The sequence below is a fragment of the Streptococcus mitis genome (genome assembly GCF_965111735.1).
Lineage (GTDB): Bacteria > Bacillota > Bacilli > Lactobacillales > Streptococcaceae > Streptococcus > Streptococcus mitis_DR.
The window spans coordinates 2,075,534-2,092,700 of the sequence record NZ_OZ217346.1 but is presented as its reverse complement, the minus strand read 5'-3'; the positions used below and the strand labels follow the sequence as shown (position 1 = coordinate 2,092,700).

The window sequence follows — 17,167 nt, the reverse complement described above, 5'->3', positions numbered from 1 at the left end:
AAGCAATAATGGACTAGAAAGAACAAAGATGCAAGATAAAATTGTCATTCATGGGGCGCGTGCCCATAATTTAAAAAATATTGATGTGGAGATTCCACGAGACAAGTTGGTTGTCGTAACCGGCTTGTCAGGTTCAGGGAAATCCAGTCTGGCCTTTGATACCCTCTATGCGGAGGGACAACGTCGCTATGTGGAGAGTTTGTCAGCCTACGCTCGCCAGTTTTTGGGAAATATGGAGAAGCCAGATGTAGATGCCATTGATGGTCTCAGCCCTGCTATTTCCATCGACCAAAAAACGACTAGCAAAAACCCTCGCTCGACAGTGGGAACAACGACAGAAATCAATGACTATCTGCGTCTCCTCTACGCGCGTGTGGGGACGCCTTACTGTATCAATGGGCATGGGGCTATCAAGGCTTCTTCTGTGGAGCAAATCGTGGATAAGGTTTTAGAATTACCTGAACGCCAGCGCCTGCAAATTTTAGCACCAGTTATCCGTAAGAAAAAAGGACAGCATAAGAGCGTTATTGAAAAGATTCAGAAAGATGGGTATGTCCGTGTCCGTGTGGATGGGGAAGTCTATGATGTGACCGAAGTGCCAGAGTTGTCTAAGAGTAAGCAACACAATATCGATGTCGTGGTTGACCGTATTGTCATCAAGGAGGGTATCCGTAGTCGTCTCTTTGATTCCATTGAGGCTGCCCTTCGTATTGCAGAAGGTTATGTCATTATCGACACTATGGACGACTCTGAGTTGTTGTTCTCTGAGCATTATGCCTGTCCAGTTTGTGGCTTTACTGTCCCAGAGTTAGAGCCTCGTCTCTTCTCCTTCAATGCTCCTTTTGGTTCTTGTAGTGAGTGTGATGGTTTGGGTATTAAGCTGGAGGTGGATACTGATTTGGTAGTGCCAGATGCCAGCAAAACGCTACGTGAGGGGGCGCTAGCACCTTGGAATCCTATCTCATCCAACTACTATCCAAACATGCTAGAGCAGGCCATGACGGCCTTTGGAGTGGATATGGATAAGCCTTTTGAAGACTTGCCAAAAGAAGACAAGAACTTGATTCTCTACGGCTCAGATGGCAAGGAATTCCATTTCCACTATGAAAATGAATTTGGTGGCGTGCGCGATATCGATATTCCTTTTGAGGGAGTTGTCAATAATATCAAACGTCGCTACCATGAAACTAATAGTGACTACACCCGCACCCAGATGCGCCTTTACATGAATGAGCTGACCTGCGGAACCTGTCATGGCTATCGTCTCAATGATCAGGCCTTGTCTGTCCGTGTTGGTGGCCAGCAAGGGCCACATATCGGAGAAATTTCAGACCTGTCTATCGCAGACCACTTGGAGTTGGTGAGCCGGTTAACCTTGTCTGAAAATGAAGCCATCATTGCTCGGCCAATCCTCAAGGAAATCAAGGACCGCTTGACCTTCCTTAATAACGTGGGACTCAACTATCTGACTCTGTCACGTTCGGCAGGTACCCTTTCAGGTGGAGAGAGTCAGCGTATTCGCTTGGCGACCCAAATTGGTTCCAATCTATCAGGTGTCCTCTATATCCTAGATGAGCCGTCAATCGGTCTCCACCAGAGGGACAATGACCGTCTGATTGCCAGTCTGAAAAAGATGCGTGATTTGGGCAATACTCTCATCGTGGTGGAACACGACGAAGATACTATGCGCGAGGCGGATTACCTGATTGACGTTGGTCCCGGTGCCGGTGTTTTTGGTGGGGAGATTGTTGCCGCAGGAACTCCCAAACAGGTGGCTCGCAACAGCAAGTCTATCACAGGCCAGTACTTGTCAGGCAAACGTGCCATTCCAGTACCAGAAGAGCGCCGTGCTGGAAATGGTCGTTTTATCGAGGTGACAGGAGCGCGGGAGAATAACTTGCAAAATGTTACTGCTCGTTTCCCATTAGGAAAATTCATCGCAGTGACGGGGGTATCTGGTTCAGGGAAATCGACCTTAATCAACAGCATCCTCAAAAAAGCCATTGCCCAGAAGCTCAACCGTAATTCAGACAAACCTGGTAAATTCAAGACCATCACAGGGATTGAGCATGTAGACCGCCTGATTGATATTGACCAGAGCCCAATCGGACGAACGCCAAGGTCTAACCCTGCTACCTATACGGGAGTTTTTGACGATATACGTGACCTCTTTGCCCAGACAAACGAAGCCAAAATTCGAGGCTACAAGAAGGGCCGATTCAGTTTTAACGTCAAGGGAGGCCGTTGTGAAGCCTGCTCAGGTGACGGAATCATCAAGATTGAGATGCACTTCTTGCCAGATGTTTACGTGGCTTGTGAGGTTTGCCACGGGACTCGCTACAACAGTGAAACCCTAGAAGTTCATTACAAGGAAAAGAATATCTCGCAGGTCTTGGACATGACTGTTAACGATGCGGTGGAATTTTTCCAACACATTCCCAAAATTCAACGCAAACTTCAGACTATCAAGGATGTGGGACTTGGTTATGTGACATTGGGGCAACCTGCTACCACCCTTTCTGGGGGAGAAGCTCAGCGTATGAAACTGGCTAGTGAACTTCACAAACGATCGACAGGAAAATCTTTCTACATTCTGGATGAGCCGACGACAGGTCTTCATACCGAGGATATTGCTCGCTTGCTTAAGGTTTTAGCTCGCTTTGTAGACGATGGCAATACAGTCCTTGTTATCGAGCACAATCTAGATGTTATTAAGACAGCAGACCATATCATCGACTTGGGACCTGAGGGCGGTGTCGGCGGTGGAACCATCATCGCAACAGGAACTCCAGAAGAAGTAGCGGCCAACGAAGCCAGCTACACAGGACAGTATTTGAAAGGAAAGTTACATCATGAATAAACGTGTACAAGCATTTCTAGCTAAAATGCAAGAAAAAGAACTAGATGGCATCATCATCAATAACCTTAAAAACGTCTATTACCTAACTGGTTTTTGGGGCTCAAACGGAACAGTCTTCATCAGCCGTGACCGACAGGTCTTGGTGACAGACTCTCGCTATATCATTGCAGCTAAGCAAGAAACCAGTGGCTTTGAGATTGTAGCTGACCGTGATGAATTGGCTGTCATTGCAGGAATTGTCAAGGACATGGGCTTGTCCCGTATCGGTTTTGAAGATGAGATTTCGGTCTCTTATTATCACCGTATGCAAACGGCATTTGAAGGTTTGGAACTAGTTCCACAGACACAGTTTGTTGAAGGTCTTCGAATGATTAAGGATGAGGCAGAGATTGCAGCGATTCGCAAGGCTTGTTCTATTTCAGACCAAGCTTTCCGTGATGCGCTTGACTTTATCAAACCAGGAAAAACTGAAATTGAAATTGCCAACTTCCTTGACTTCCGCATGCGTGAGTTGGGAGCATCTGGTTTGTCTTTTGACACTATTTTAGCAAGTGGTATCAACTCTTCTAAGCCCCATGCCCATCCAATGCACAAACCAGTGGAGCTGGGAGAAGCCATTACCATGGACTTCGGATGTCTTTACGAGCACTATGTCAGCGATATGACACGTACTATCTATCTGGGGCATGTCAGCGATGAGCAGGCGGAGATTTACAATACGGTTTTGAAAGCCAACCAAGCCTTGATTGACCAGGCTAAGGCAGGATTAGGTTTCCGAGACTTTGACAAAATTCCTCGTGATATTATCATCGAGGCAGGCTATGGCGACTACTTTACCCACGGTATCGGACACGGTATTGGGCTGGATATTCATGAAGAGCCTTACTTTAGCCAAACTTCTACAGAAACTATTAAGGCAGGTATGGCCTTGACCGATGAACCAGGTATCTACATCGAAGGCAAATATGGCGTTCGTATTGAGGATGATATCCTGATTACAGAGACAGGTTGTGAATTGTTGACCCTAGCTCCAAAAGAGTTGATAGTTATCTAAGAATTAAACAACTCAGATGATTGACTTTTAAATTTTAAAGGTTTATACTGAAAGACGAAAACGGTAGGTGAGGCTACCATAGGGATACGGATGACTACCGCAAAGCAGTGGAGACACTACTCGTTGGTCAACAGTCCTGGTCGCGAAGGCCAAGACTAAGCTCATTACATTGCCCTATGGAGTTAAAGCTTGAACGAAAAACAGATAATTAGTTTTTTAATCCTGCCATTTTATGGTGGGATTTTCTACTGTTTAAATCAAAGAAAGGAGATAGACGATGCAAATTGACGATCATCCGGAACCGCACATACACAGCCAATCGCTGATTTGTGTCGTTCTGCCCTTATAAAGTGATTGGTCTCTGTGTATGAAACACATCATTCATACAGATAGGAGAAACCAATGAAAACTACAAAAGAAAGATTAGCAACAGCTATTCATACATCTTTAAACGAAACTCTATCTTTTTATAAGACAAGTCTAACAGGCTTGACTGGGGAGCAGGTGGAGAAAAATCGTGACCTATATGGTGAAAATACCATCACAAAGGGTCAAGAAGACAGTATCCTCAAAAAAATTTACGAATCCATTATCAATCCTTTTACGATCATCTTACTGGTCATCGCCGTGATTTCCTTGGTGACCAATGTCTGGTTGGCAAAACCAGGTCAAGAGGATCCGACGACTTCTATTATCATCGTTGTCCTAGTCCTCATTTCTGGTGGCATTCGATTTGTTCAAGAACTCCGCAGTGATAAGGCTGCGACCAATCTATCAAAAATGATTGTCAACACAGCGACTGTCATTCGTCAAGGAGAAATCCAAGAAGTACCTATCGATGATTTGGTAGTAGGTGACGTGGTTAAATTAAGCGCTGGAGACATGATTCCAGCAGATCTTCTTTTATTTGAGTCGCGCGATTTCTTTGTACAACAGTCGGGCTTGACAGGTGAAAGTGAATCGGTTGAAAAATTGGCCTTGACCAAGGCAACAGTTCAACAATCTGATAGTCTGCTGGAAGCAGAAGCGCTCGCCTTTATGGGAACCAATGTCTTGTCTGGTAGTGCTAAGGCCGTGGTTTTGGCGGTTGGTGATGATACCATGATGGGGGCCATTGAGCAGACTTTGAACACCTATGACGAGCCTACTTCGTTTGAGCGAGAAATGAATAGTATTTCGTGGCTCTTGATTCGTTTGATGCTGGTCATGGTGCCCATCGTTTTCTTGTCCAATGGTTTAACAGATGGCGACTGGTTGGAAGCTGGCGTATTTGCTTTGAGTGTTGGTGTTGGGCTTACACCTGAGATGCTTCCTATGATTATCACGGCCAGTCTAGCAAAAGGCTCCATCATTATGGCCAAGGAAAAAGTGGTTATCAAGAAACTCAATGCCATACAGGACTTAGGGGCGATTGATATTTTGTGTACAGATAAGACAGGAACTCTAACCCAAGACGAAATTGTCCTTGAATATCCCTTGGACATCCACGGACGCTTGGATTTGACCGTCTTGAGACGAGCTTATCTCAATTCTTATTTTCAAACGGGCTTGAAAAATTTGATGGACAGAGCCATCATCAAACGGACTGAAAAGGAAGCAAAAGAACACGCCCTCTTGCAAAATCTGGCTCAAACTTTTCAAAAAATAGATGAGCTTCCCTTTGATTTTGAACGTAGACGGATGAGTGTTATCGTTAAGGATGAACACGAAGTTGTTAGTTTGGTAACCAAGGGTGCCCTAGAGGAGATGTTGACGATTTCCAGTTATGCGGAATACCAAGGAGTGATTACTCCCTTGACAGATGTTATTAGAGAAGAAATTTTAGCAGAAGTCAGACAACTAAATCAACAAGGTTTGCGTGTCTTGGGAGTGGCCTATAAGTCAGGTTTGAGGGAAGGCCATGCCTATACAGTTGATGACGAAGGGGATATGATTCTAACTGGTTATTTAGCCTTCCTAGATCCTCCTAAACCATCTGCAGCACCAGCAATTAAGGCTCTGTTAGAACATGGGGTTCAAACAAAGATTTTGACGGGAGACAACGAAAAAGTTACCCAAGCAGTCTGTGAAAAGGTTGGTTTGGATATCAATCAGATGCTGTTAGGGTCTGAAATTGACCAGATGAGTGATCAAGAATTGGCTCAAGCCGTAGAGGAGGTAACAGTCTTTGCCAAGCTTTCACCTGACCAAAAAGCGAGGATTATTTTGCAATTTAAGGCTAATGGTCATGCTGTTGGCTATATGGGAGATGGGATCAATGATGCTCCTTCTATGAAAGTTGCAGATGTGGGGATTTCTGTTGATACAGCAGTAGATATTGCCAAAGAAACAGCTGATGTTATCCTACTTGATAAGGATCTCATGGTGCTGGAAAAAGGACTTGTTGAAGGGCGTAAGGTCTATGCCAATATGACCAAATATATCAAAATGACAGTGAGTTCTAATTTTGGGAATATCTTATCCCTTTTGGTTTCTGGAATCTTTTTACCATTTTTACCGATGGCTCCAGTCCATTTAATTATCCTAAATCTAGTCTATGATTTGTCTTGTATTGCCTTGCCTTTTGACAAGGTGGATAAAGATTTTTTGAGAAATCCGCATATCTGGGAAGCTAAGTCTATCACACGTTTCATGGTTTGGATGGGGCCTATCTCTTCTGCCTTTGATATTTTGACCTTTATTTTGCTCTATTTTATCATTGTACCCATGACGACAGGTCAAGCCTATGTCCATGGAGCGGAGTCTGCTGTAGGATTTATTGTCTTGTTTCAGACAGGTTGGTTTATCGAGTCCATGTGGTCACAGACCATGGTTATCCATATGCTGCGTTCAGCCAAAATTCCCTTTTTACAAAGTCGTCCAGCTTGGCTAGTCCTTGTGACAACCCTATTGGCTGCAGCCTTTGTGACCTTCCTTCCCTACAGTCCACTAGCTAGCCTTCTCCATCTAACTCCTTTAAAATCGATTTATTTCATCTTTTTACTTTTCATCATTATTTTGTATATGATTAGTGTGACAATTGTGAAAAAAATCTATATCAAGAAATATCAAGAATGGCTGTAAATTTCATTTTGTCAAGAAAAAAGTACGAAAATGACGAAAAAAGTCAAAAAAATTTAAAAATAGGTCGCAAGTCGGATGTTTTTTATGGTATAATAGACTAAACTGATAGTAACATGTAGCGAAAGGGGTAGGTACATGATTAAAATTTATACAGTCTCAAGTTGTACTAGCTGTAAAAAAGCAAAAACCTGGCTCAATGCCCACCAGTTAAGTTATAAAGAACAAAACCTTGGTAAAGAAGGAATTACGCGAGAAGAATTACTGGATATTCTGACAAAAACAGATAACGGAATAGCCAGCATCGTTTCATCTAAAAATCGCTATGCCAAAGCCCTTGGAGTGGATATTGAAGATTTGAGCGTCAATGAAGTCCTCAATCTGATTATGGAAACGCCGAGAATTTTAAAGAGCCCAATCCTTGTAGATGAAAAACGCCTGCAAGTTGGCTATAAGGAAGACGATATTCGTGCCTTCCTACCACGCTCTGTCCGTAATGTAGAAAATGCAGAAGCACGTTTGCGTGCAGCTCTATAAACATCAAGGCTGGGAGCAACTCCCAGTCTTATTTTAATTTCAAAAAGAAAGAAGAAAGAAATGAAGAAAATAGTTCTTGTTAGTCTAGCTTTCCTTTTTGTCCTGGTTGGTTGCGGACAGAAAAAAGAAACTGGACCAGCTACAAAAACAGAAAAGGATACGCTTCAGTCGGCATTGCCAGTTATTGAAAATGCTGAGAAGAATACAGTTGTAACCAAGACTTTGGTTTTGCCAAAGTCAGATGATGGCAGCCAGCAAACCCAAACCATTACTTATAAAGACAAGACTTTTTTGAACCTAACCATTCAACAAAAACGTCCAGTCTCAGATGAGTTGAAGACTTATATCGACCAACATGGAGTGGAAGAAACTCAAAAAGCTCTTCTCGAGGCAGAGGAGAAAGATGAGTCTATCATAGAAGCTCGCAAATTAGCAGGATTTAAGCTTGAAACTAAACTATTGAGTGCAACTGAACTTCAAACAACGACTAGTTTTGATTTTCAAGTTTTGGATGTCAAGAAGGCTTCTCAGTTAGAATATTTGAAGAACATTGGTTTAGAAAATCTCTTGAAGAATGAACCAAGCAAATATATTTCAGACAGATTGGCAAATGGCGCGACAGAACAATAGAAAATCCAAATAAATAGACTGCCTGAATTGTAGAACGTAAGGAATTATGCTATAATGGTACTATTCTAAGGAAAGAGGGTGTTAGAATGGGATTTACTGAAGAAACAGTACGTTTTAAATTGGACGATTCCAATAAAAAAGAAATTAGCGAAACTTTGACTGATGTTTATGCTTCGTTGAACGATAAGGGCTACAACCCAATTAACCAAATCGTAGGTTACGTATTGAGTGGAGACCCTGCCTACGTTCCTCGTTATAATAATGCACGAAATCAAATCCGTAAGTATGAGCGTGATGAAATCGTTGAGGAATTGGTTCGCTACTACCTAAAAGGACAAGGAGTCGATCTATAATCTATGAGAATTATGGGATTGGACGTCGGTTCAAAAACGGTAGGGGTGGCCATTAGCGATCCGCTCGGTTTTACAGCTCAAGGGCTTGAAATCATTCAAATCAATGAGGAACAAGGTCAATTTGGTTTTGACCGCGTTAAGGAGTTGGTTGATACTTACAAGGTGGAACGATTTGTAGTGGGCTTGCCTAAAAACATGAACAATACAAGTGGACCGCGTGTGGAAGCTAGTCAAGCCTACGGAGCAAAGTTAGAAGAGCTTTTTGATTTACCAGTAGACTATCAAGATGAACGCTTGACAACAGTCGCCGCAGAGCGCATGTTGATTGAGCAAGCAGATATTAGCCGTAACAAGCGCAAGAAAGTCATTGATAAGTTAGCAGCTCAGCTGATTTTACAAAATTATTTAGATAGAAAATTTTAATACAAAGGAGAGGCTATGTCACACGATCATAACCACGACCACGAAGAACGTGAATTAATCACACTAGTAGATGAGCAAGGAAATGAAACCTTGTTTGAAATCCTTTTGACGATTGATGGAAAAGAAGAATTTGGTAAAAACTATGTTCTTCTAGTACCAGTTAACGCAGAAGAAGACGAAGACGGACAAGTTGAAATCCAAGCTTACTCATTCATCGAAAACGAAGATGGAACAGAAGGCGAATTGCAACCAATCCCAGAAGACTCGGAAGACGAATGGAACATGATTGAAGAAGTCTTCAACAGCTTTATGGAGGAGTAAAAACATCCAGTGGATGTTTTTAGCCCAGCTCTTTGTAACAAGAGAGAGCTGGTAAGTCCGGGGGATGTTTTTACCCCAAGTTAATATTCATAGTAGCTAGTTATTAGCTAACCAGGTGAGAGGTCGGGACGAAAATCCTGGCCTCGTTTTTGTTAGTTATGAGACTTTATTGAGGCAGTTGATTGAACCTGTAATTAAGGAGATGTATATGTTTGAAGTAGAAGAATGGCTCCATAGTCGGATTGGTTTGAATTTTCGATCAGGCTTGGGCCGAATGCAACAAGCGGTGGATTTGTTGGGGAATCCCGAGAAGTCTTATCCTATTATCCACGTAACAGGAACTAATGGAAAAGGATCTACCATTGCTTTTATGAGGGAGTTATTTATGGGGCATGGCAAAAAAGTTGCGACTTTCACCTCCCCTCATATCGTCTCTATCAATGATCGAATCTGCATTAACGGGCAACCAATAGCTGATGCAGACTTCATCCGTTTGGCTAATAAGGTCAAGGAGATGGAGAAAACGCTCCTGCAAACCCATGACCAGTTGTCTTTTTTTGAATTGCTGACCTTGATTGCTTTTCTTTATTTTAGAGAGCAAGCGGTGGATTTGCTTTTACTAGAAGTGGGAATTGGTGGTTTACTAGACACGACCAATGTGGTAACTGGAGAGATTGCTGTCATCACTTCCATCGGACTTGATCATCAGGAGACTCTGGGTGACAGTATAGCAGCAATTGCAGAGCAGAAAGCTGGTATTTTTAAGGCTGGTAAAAAGGCAGTGATTGCTAAGTTGCCTTCAGAAGCTAGGCTTGTTTGTCAGAAAAAAGCAGAATCTTTAGCTGTTGACCTTTATCAGGCAGGTCAGGATTTTTCAATGCTGAATGGGGATTTTTCAAGCTCTTTGGCTAACCTTTCACAGTTGAAAATAGGCTTGGAAGGAGCTTATCAGCAGGAAAATGCGGCCTTGGCGCTACAAACGTTTCTTCTCTTTATGAGAGAAGGAAAGGAAGCTGTTGATGAACAGGTTGTAAGACAGGCTTTGGAGAAGACCCATTGGGCTGGGCGTTTGGAGCGTATTCGTCCTCAAATTTACTTGGACGGTGCTCATAACCTCCCTGCCTTGACTCGCTTGGTTGAATTTACTAAAGAAAAAGAGCAGGAAGGATATCGTCCTCAAATCCTATTTGGAGCCTTGAAAAGGAAGGATTATCAAGGGATGTTGGCTTATCTGACTGAAAAATTGCCTCAGGTGGAACTCAAGGTGACCGGCTTTGACTATCAAGGTTCTTTGGATGAAACAGATGTAACAGGTTACGATGTAATTCCTTCTTATCGCGAATTTATCAGCAGTTTCGAAGAAAGAGCAGACACTCAAGACTTGTTATTCATTACAGGGTCTCTCTATTTTATCTCAGAAGTACGGGGCTACTTGCTGGCCCATGAGCAGATAAATTGACCTCCTTTTTTGAACTTGTTATACTAGGAAAACTACTAGTTAGAAGGAAAAACTTCTGTAAATTGGTAGCAGAAAGGAAATTCATCATGAAATTAAAAAGATTCACACTTTCTCTTGCTTCTCTAGCAAGTCTTAGTCTCTTAGTAGCTTGTTCACAAAGAGCTCAACAAGTTCAACAACCAGTAGCTCAATCGCAAACACAACAAACTCAGCAATCACAACCTGCTGCTTCATCTTCGGCAGAAAATTCAAACCAGGCAGCGACAAGTTCTTCACAAAATACGCCTGAGGCTCAACCAACCAATATTGATGGAACTTATACTGGTCAGGACGAAGGAGACCGTATCACTTTAGTGGTAACTGGAACAACTGGTACATGGACACAGGTAGAAACTGACGGAGATCAAGAAATCAAGCAGGTTAGCTTCGATGCCGCTAATCAACGCATGATTATTGGGGATGATGTCAAGATTTATGCAATTAATGGCAATCAGATGATTATTGACGATAGGGATAGAGAAGCGTCTGATCGCATTGTTTTATCAAAATAGACTGGAAGGAGACTGGTTTTGTCAGTCTCTTTTGCTTTTACTCAGAAAAATGATTATAAATACTTGCCTTCTACCGAATACCTGCGTTATACTAGTATTAATTACCTGTTTTTAGCATTCATACTCTTCGAAAATCTCTTCAAACCACGTCAGCTTCCATCTGCAACCTCAAAACAGTGTTTTGAGCAACCTGCGACTAGCTTCCTAGTTTGCTCTTTGCTTTTCATTGAGTATCAAAATATCAAGGAGGGGATATGAAATATAGAAAATTTCAATTATTGATGTCCAAGTATGGCTTTAGTCTTTCGATTATGCTACTTGAACTTTGTCTTGTTTTTGGTTTCTTTCTCTATTTAGGGCGTATGGCCCCTATTCTATGGGTCATTCTCTTAATCTTTATGAGTATGGCGACTATCGTAGCGATTGTCAATCGCTCAATGGCGCCTGATAGTAAAGTGATGTGGTTAGTGGTGACTTTTGTTCCTGTCATTGGTCCCTTGCTCTATCTGATGTTTGGTGAAAGGCGATTGTCCAAAAAAGAAATCAAGCAGTTGGACAAACTTGGTTCTATGCATTTTCGGGAGGATAACAGTAAAGCTCTCCGCCAGAAATTGAAGGAAGATGATAAGGCGGCTTACGGAGTTATCAAATCTTTACTAAGTATGGATAGCAATGCCGATGTCTATGATCGAACAGATTCACAATTCTTTTCTTCGGGTGAGAGCATGTGGCAACATATGCTAGAAGACCTCAAGAAAGCTGAGAAATTTATCTTTCTAGAGTACTATATTGTCGAAGAAGGTTTGATGTGGAATAGCATACTAGATATATTAGAGCAAAAGGCAGCTCAGGGTGTAGAGATCAAGATGCTCTATGATGATATCGGCTGTATGGCGACTTTACCCGGAGACTACACTATTCAGCTTCGTAGTCGAGGAATTGAAGCCCATAAATTTAACAAGGTGGTTCCTCGCTTGACGGTGGCTTACAACAATCGTGACCATCGTAAAATTCTGGTCATAGATGGTCAGGTAGCTTATACAGGAGGTATTAACTTAGCTGATGAGTACATCAACCATGTAGAACGTTTTGGCTACTGGAAGGACAGTGGGATTCGCTTAGATGGCCCTGGTGTCAAGGCTCTCACCCGTCTCTTTTTGATGACTTGGTACATTAATCGTGGGGAAATCAGCGATTTTGACCAGTATCACTTGGAAAATCAGCCTTGTTCTGGCCAAGGGCTCTGCATTCCTTACGGTAGTGGACCCAAGCCCATCTTCCGTACTCAAGTAGGGAAAAAAGTCTATCAAAGTTTGATTAATCAGGCTACTGATTCAGTCTATATCACAACACCCTATTTGATTATTGACTATGATTTAACTGAGAGTATTAAAAATGCAGCCATGAGGGGTGTTGATGTCCGCATCGTGACTCCTTTCATTCCGGATAAAAAATTAATCCAACTCATCACGAGAGGGGCCTATCCGGATTTGTTGTCAGCAGGAGTCAGGATTTTTGAGTATAGTCCTGGCTTCATCCATAGTAAACAAATCCTAGTGGACAAGGACTTTGCTGCAGTTGGAACGATTAATTTAGATTATAGAAGTTTGCTTCATCACTATGAAGATGCAGTTTTGCTATATAAAACGGCATCAATCACAGAGATTCAAAAAGATTTTCAAGAGATTTTTTCAGCATCGCAAGAAATTTTCCCTCATACGATAAAAAATAGCTGGTATCAGAAATTGATTAAGGAAATTGCCCAGTTATTTGCCCCAATCTTATAAGAAATCTAGGACTTAGGACACAAACCAGTCCTATTTTTCTTGCCTTTTACGAATAAGAAGATGTAGGAGGAAAGATGCTGACTCAGAAAGAATTGGATTATATCATAACATTTAAACAGACGAATTTACATCGATTTCGGGAAATTGAAACCTTTGTGAAACTAAGCAAAAAATCACTCAAACAGCCATCGCAAGCTGACAATTTTAGGTCTTTTTGATATACTAAGACAGATAAATTGAATAGGAGAAACGACATGGCTGTATATGGCAGAATCGAAGAAGTATCCGAAACGATACAGAGTAATGAAATTGAAAATAGATTGGATAGGAACCTTGAATCTCATGTAGAAAAAGAAGAACAGGTAGCTTTCCCGTTTTTCAGACTCATCATTGGAAGTACGATTGCAACGTTTTTTTCTGTGGTGATACCTTTACTTTTAGATATGGTAAGTCCCTCTCAGGCGCAGGATTTGTATATAGGGTGGGCTTTGCATCAGGGAGGACAGCTCTACAGTAGCTATTATGCTAGTCACGGTCTTATTTATTACTTGCTACTTTACATCACTCAAGGAGGCATCCTTTTTGCCTTGGTAGAATGGCTAGCCCTCTTAGGAGGAGGTTATTTCCTCTTTTCTTCAACTGACTATCTGACGGGACAAAGGGAACAAGCCAAGCAACTCCTAACCATATTTTATATTTTGGTATCTGGTCTCGGTTTTGGCGGAGGTTACGCTACTATCTTAGCTTTGCCATTTCTGTTTGCAGGATTTTCATTCATAGCAGCTTATCTATTAAATCCTAACCATGACAAGGGATTTCTACGTCTGGGGATTTTCTTGGCCCTATCATTTTTCATAGAGCCTCTTACAAGTCTTTTCTTTATTGCAGTAGTAACGATTGGTTTATTTGTCTTTAATGTTGGGCATGGCCGCCTTGCTCATGGAGTTTATCAGTTTTTTGCAGCAGCACTTGGCTTTTCTCTCATCTTTTACCCAGTAGGATATTATGTTCTTGCTTCAGGTGGTTTTGGAGAGGCTCTAGGGAGTCTTTTATATCCGATTGATTCCCTTCAGGTCTTGAATCCTCAACTAATGGATAATGTTGTATTCTATGGTTTGTTGACCTTTGGTTTAGGAGCTCTCTTCCTTGTTTTTCTAGGATTGTTCCAATCAAAGGCATCAAGATTATATGTTATTTCAGTACCAGCTAGTTTTGCTTTCCTATTTGTATTAGCCTTGTTGCTTTTTTCTCAAGAACCTCTTCACGGTTCGCGTTTGATTCTAATCCTTCCATTTTTACTCCTTCTTTTGATGACCAGTATTCGTGGGAAACATTCAGCTAGAGGAGCTCGTCGTCGGAGAAGAGAAGATGTTCCTACTTTATGGAAAAAATTCATGAAAGGGAATCTCTACTTACCGATCCTAGTGGTGGTTTATCTGATTGCAATTCCTTTTGTAGCTCGTTTTATCTTACATCCAGCTTCCTATAGAGAACAACATCAAGTGGTAGATAGAGTCAAACAAGAGACGAGTGAGGGAGACCAAATTTATATTTGGGATTCACATGTTCAGATGTATAAAGAAAGCCAGCGTTTGGCTGGATCCATGTTCCCATCACCTCTTCTTTATACGAATACAGAAGAGAATAAAACTAGTTTAATCAATGACTTGAAAGAAAACCAACCTAAGGTGATTGTGGTAAACGACAAGGTGGCTCTCTGGTCTGAGGCGGAGACACTCTTAAAAGAAAATTACCAACAAGTAAAGACTGATTACTCAGAGTTTAAAGTCTATAAAATTAAATAACTAAATCAATATCTTGTGTATTTTTAAAAATTTTAGGATTTTTAACACAAGATATTGATTTTTCTTTTTAGAGTGGTATAATACTTTTTAGAAAGAACATTTTAGAAACGAGCATGTATATGATTGCACTAGAAGAAAAAATTACAATTTTGCCAACTCTCTTCGTCGAGAAACGAGATGGGAGACGTGTTGTATTTGATGTGGACAAGATTGACAAGGCTCTCCACAAGGCGGCTGACAAGGTTATGGATGTGACACCCTTGGTCGAAAAACGCCTCAATGCTCTGACTGAGCGAATTGTCACAGAAATTCATAGTCGTTTTCCAAAGGGGGTTAAGATTTACGAAATTCAAAATATCGTAGAACATGAACTCCTTGAAGCAAAAGAATATGCCTTGGCTGAGGAGTATATCACTTATCGGACACAGAGGGATTTTGAGAGATCAAAAGCGACAGATATCAACTTTAGTATCCATAAACTTCTCAACAAAGACCAGGCAGTTGTCAATGAAAATGCAAATAAAGACAGCGATGTCTTTAATACCCAGCGTGATTTGACAGCGGGTATTGTTGGGAAATCAATCGGACTGCAAATGCTTCCTAAGCACGTAGCCAATGCCCACCAAAAAGGGGATATCCACTATCACGATTTGGACTATAGTCCCTATACACCTATGACCAACTGCTGTTTGATTGATTTCAAGGGGATGTTGGAAAATGGTTTTAAGATTGGAAATGCAGAGGTAGAGAGTCCCAAGTCTATTCAGACTGCAACAGCTCAGATTTCGCAAATCATCGCCAACGTTGCTTCTAGCCAGTACGGAGGTTGTTCAGCTGACCGTATCGATGAAGTCTTGGCGCCTTATGCAGAGAAGAATTACCAAAAACACCTCAAAGATGCAGAAGAGTGGGTATTGCCTGAAAAACGGGAAGATTACGCTTGGAAGAAAACGCAAAAGGACATCTATGATGCCATGCAATCTCTCGAGTATGAAATCAACACTCTCTTCACTTCAAATGGACAAACACCTTTTACTTCGCTAGGTTTTGGTCTGGGAACCAATCGTTTTGAGCGTGAAATTCAAAAAGCTATCTTGAACATCCGAATCAAGGGCCTTGGTTCAGAACATCGAACAGCCATCTTCCCTAAACTTATTTTTACTCTGAAAAGAGGCCTTAACTTGGAAGAAGGGACTCCAAACTATGACATCAAGCAGTTGGCTCTAGAGTGTGCAACCAAGCGGATGTATCCAGACGTCTTGTCTTATGATAAGATTGTTGAGTTGACAGGTTCTTTTAAGGTTCCTATGGGTTGCCGTTCGTTTCTTCAAGGGTGGAAGGATGAAAATGGTGTCGAGGTCAATTCAGGTCGCATGAATCTGGGTGTTGTGACGGTTAACCTGCCTCGTATTGCTCTTGAGTCTGAAGGTGATATGAATAAGTTCTGGGAAATCTTCAACGAGCGAATGAACATTGCGGAAGATGCTCTGGTTTATCGTGTCGAACGAACCAAGGAAGCAACACCAGCAAATGCTCCTATCCTGTATCAATACGGTGCTTTTGGTCATCGTCTAGGTAAAGAAGAAAGTGTTGACCAGCTCTTTAAGAATCGTCGTGCCACAGTTTCGCTAGGCTATATCGGTTTGTATGAAGTAGCGACAGTTTTCTTTGGTAATAGCTGGGAACACAATCCAGCCGCCAAGGAATTCACGCTGGATATCATTCGTGATATGAAACGCCGTGTAGAAGAGTGGTCAGACCAATATGGTTATCATTTCTCAATTTATTCAACACCATCTGAAAGTTTGACAGACCGTTTCTGCCGACTAGATACAGAGAAGTTTGGCTCTATTCCTGACATCACAGACAAGGAATACTACACCAATTCTTTCCATTATGATGTTCGTAAAAATCCAACACCGTTTGAAAAATTAGACTTTGAGAAAGTCTATCCAGAAGCAGGTGCGTCAGGTGGTTTTATCCATTATTGTGAGTATCCAGTCCTTCAGCAAAATCCTAAGGCTCTGGAAGCTGTTTGGGACTATGCCTACGACCGTGTAGGTTATCTAGGCACTAATACTCCGATTGACCGTTGCTACAAGTGTGACTTTGAAGGGGATTTTGAACCAACTGAAAGAGGATTTGCTTGTCCAAACTGTGGCAATAGCGACCCTAAAACAGTAGATGTGGTCAAACGAACTTGTGGCTATCTAGGTAATCCTCAAGCAAGACCTATGGTCAACGGCCGTCACAAGGAAATCGCTGCGCGTGTCAAACATATGAATGGCTCAACGATTAAAATAGCTGGACATCAAGTAACAAATTAG

At 41.8% G+C, this 17,167-nt stretch carries 13 protein-coding genes and 1 riboswitch; all 13 genes read left to right on the top strand.

The window, feature by feature from the left end; genetic code table 11:
• The first annotated feature begins 28 nt into the window (after positions 1-28).
• The 13 genes from uvrA (at position 29) to nrdD (ending at position 17,167) form a co-directional block, all read left to right on the top strand.
• On the top strand, positions 29-2,860 hold the full coding sequence (uvrA, locus tag ACLV7W_RS10190; protein WP_411865892.1) for an excinuclease ABC subunit UvrA: 2,832 nt from the start codon (positions 29-31) through the stop codon (positions 2,858-2,860).
• Positions 2,853-3,914 (top strand): M24 family metallopeptidase, encoded by a 1,062-nt coding sequence (locus tag ACLV7W_RS10185; RefSeq protein WP_411865891.1) that lies wholly within the window; start codon positions 2,853-2,855, stop codon positions 3,912-3,914. Before uvrA ends, ACLV7W_RS10185 begins: the two co-directional genes overlap by 8 nt.
• 57 nt (positions 3,915-3,971) lie before the next feature.
• Positions 3,972-4,122: riboswitch (M-box (ykoK) riboswitch) on the top strand.
• Positions 4,123-4,316: 194 nt separating this feature from the next.
• Positions 4,317-6,977, top strand: coding sequence for a magnesium-translocating P-type ATPase (mgtA, locus tag ACLV7W_RS10180; protein WP_411865890.1), 2,661 nt, complete (start codon positions 4,317-4,319; stop codon positions 6,975-6,977).
• Positions 6,978-7,112: 135 nt separating this feature from the next.
• Positions 7,113-7,511: a transcriptional regulator Spx gene (spx, locus tag ACLV7W_RS10175; protein ID WP_000591165.1), complete on the top strand. Its 399-nt coding sequence runs from the start codon at positions 7,113-7,115 to the stop codon at positions 7,509-7,511.
• Positions 7,512-7,571: 60 nt separating this feature from the next.
• Complete coding sequence (locus ACLV7W_RS10170) at positions 7,572-8,141, top strand: SP0191 family lipoprotein (RefSeq protein ID WP_000725132.1); 570 nt, start codon at positions 7,572-7,574, stop codon at positions 8,139-8,141.
• An 86-nt stretch (positions 8,142-8,227) separates the two neighbouring features.
• A complete protein-coding gene (locus ACLV7W_RS10165) occupies positions 8,228-8,494 on the top strand; it encodes an IreB family regulatory phosphoprotein (RefSeq protein ID WP_000507059.1) in 267 nt (88 codons plus the stop codon).
• A gap of 3 nt (positions 8,495-8,497) precedes the next feature.
• Entirely contained in the window at positions 8,498-8,917 is a 420-nt protein-coding gene (gene ruvX / locus ACLV7W_RS10160; RefSeq protein ID WP_033628869.1) for a Holliday junction resolvase RuvX, read from the top strand.
• A 15-nt stretch (positions 8,918-8,932) separates the two neighbouring features.
• Positions 8,933-9,238, top strand: a complete 306-nt coding sequence (locus ACLV7W_RS10155; RefSeq protein ID WP_000017620.1) for a DUF1292 domain-containing protein — start codon at positions 8,933-8,935, stop codon at positions 9,236-9,238.
• A 208-nt stretch (positions 9,239-9,446) separates the two neighbouring features.
• A complete protein-coding gene (locus tag ACLV7W_RS10150; RefSeq protein WP_000464318.1) occupies positions 9,447-10,697 on the top strand; it encodes a folylpolyglutamate synthase/dihydrofolate synthase family protein in 1,251 nt (416 codons plus the stop codon).
• An 86-nt stretch (positions 10,698-10,783) separates the two neighbouring features.
• Positions 10,784-11,248: an SP_0198 family lipoprotein gene (locus ACLV7W_RS10145; protein WP_049502624.1), complete on the top strand. Its 465-nt coding sequence runs from the start codon at positions 10,784-10,786 to the stop codon at positions 11,246-11,248.
• A 254-nt stretch (positions 11,249-11,502) separates the two neighbouring features.
• Positions 11,503-13,035, top strand: a complete 1,533-nt coding sequence (gene cls / locus ACLV7W_RS10140) for a cardiolipin synthase (RefSeq protein ID WP_411865889.1) — start codon at positions 11,503-11,505, stop codon at positions 13,033-13,035.
• A 254-nt stretch (positions 13,036-13,289) separates the two neighbouring features.
• Positions 13,290-14,840: a damage-inducible protein CinA gene (locus ACLV7W_RS10135; protein WP_411865888.1), complete on the top strand. Its 1,551-nt coding sequence runs from the start codon at positions 13,290-13,292 to the stop codon at positions 14,838-14,840.
• Between the two features lie 119 nt (positions 14,841-14,959).
• Positions 14,960-17,167: an anaerobic ribonucleoside-triphosphate reductase gene (nrdD, locus tag ACLV7W_RS10130; RefSeq protein ID WP_185756844.1), complete on the top strand. Its 2,208-nt coding sequence runs from the start codon at positions 14,960-14,962 to the stop codon at positions 17,165-17,167.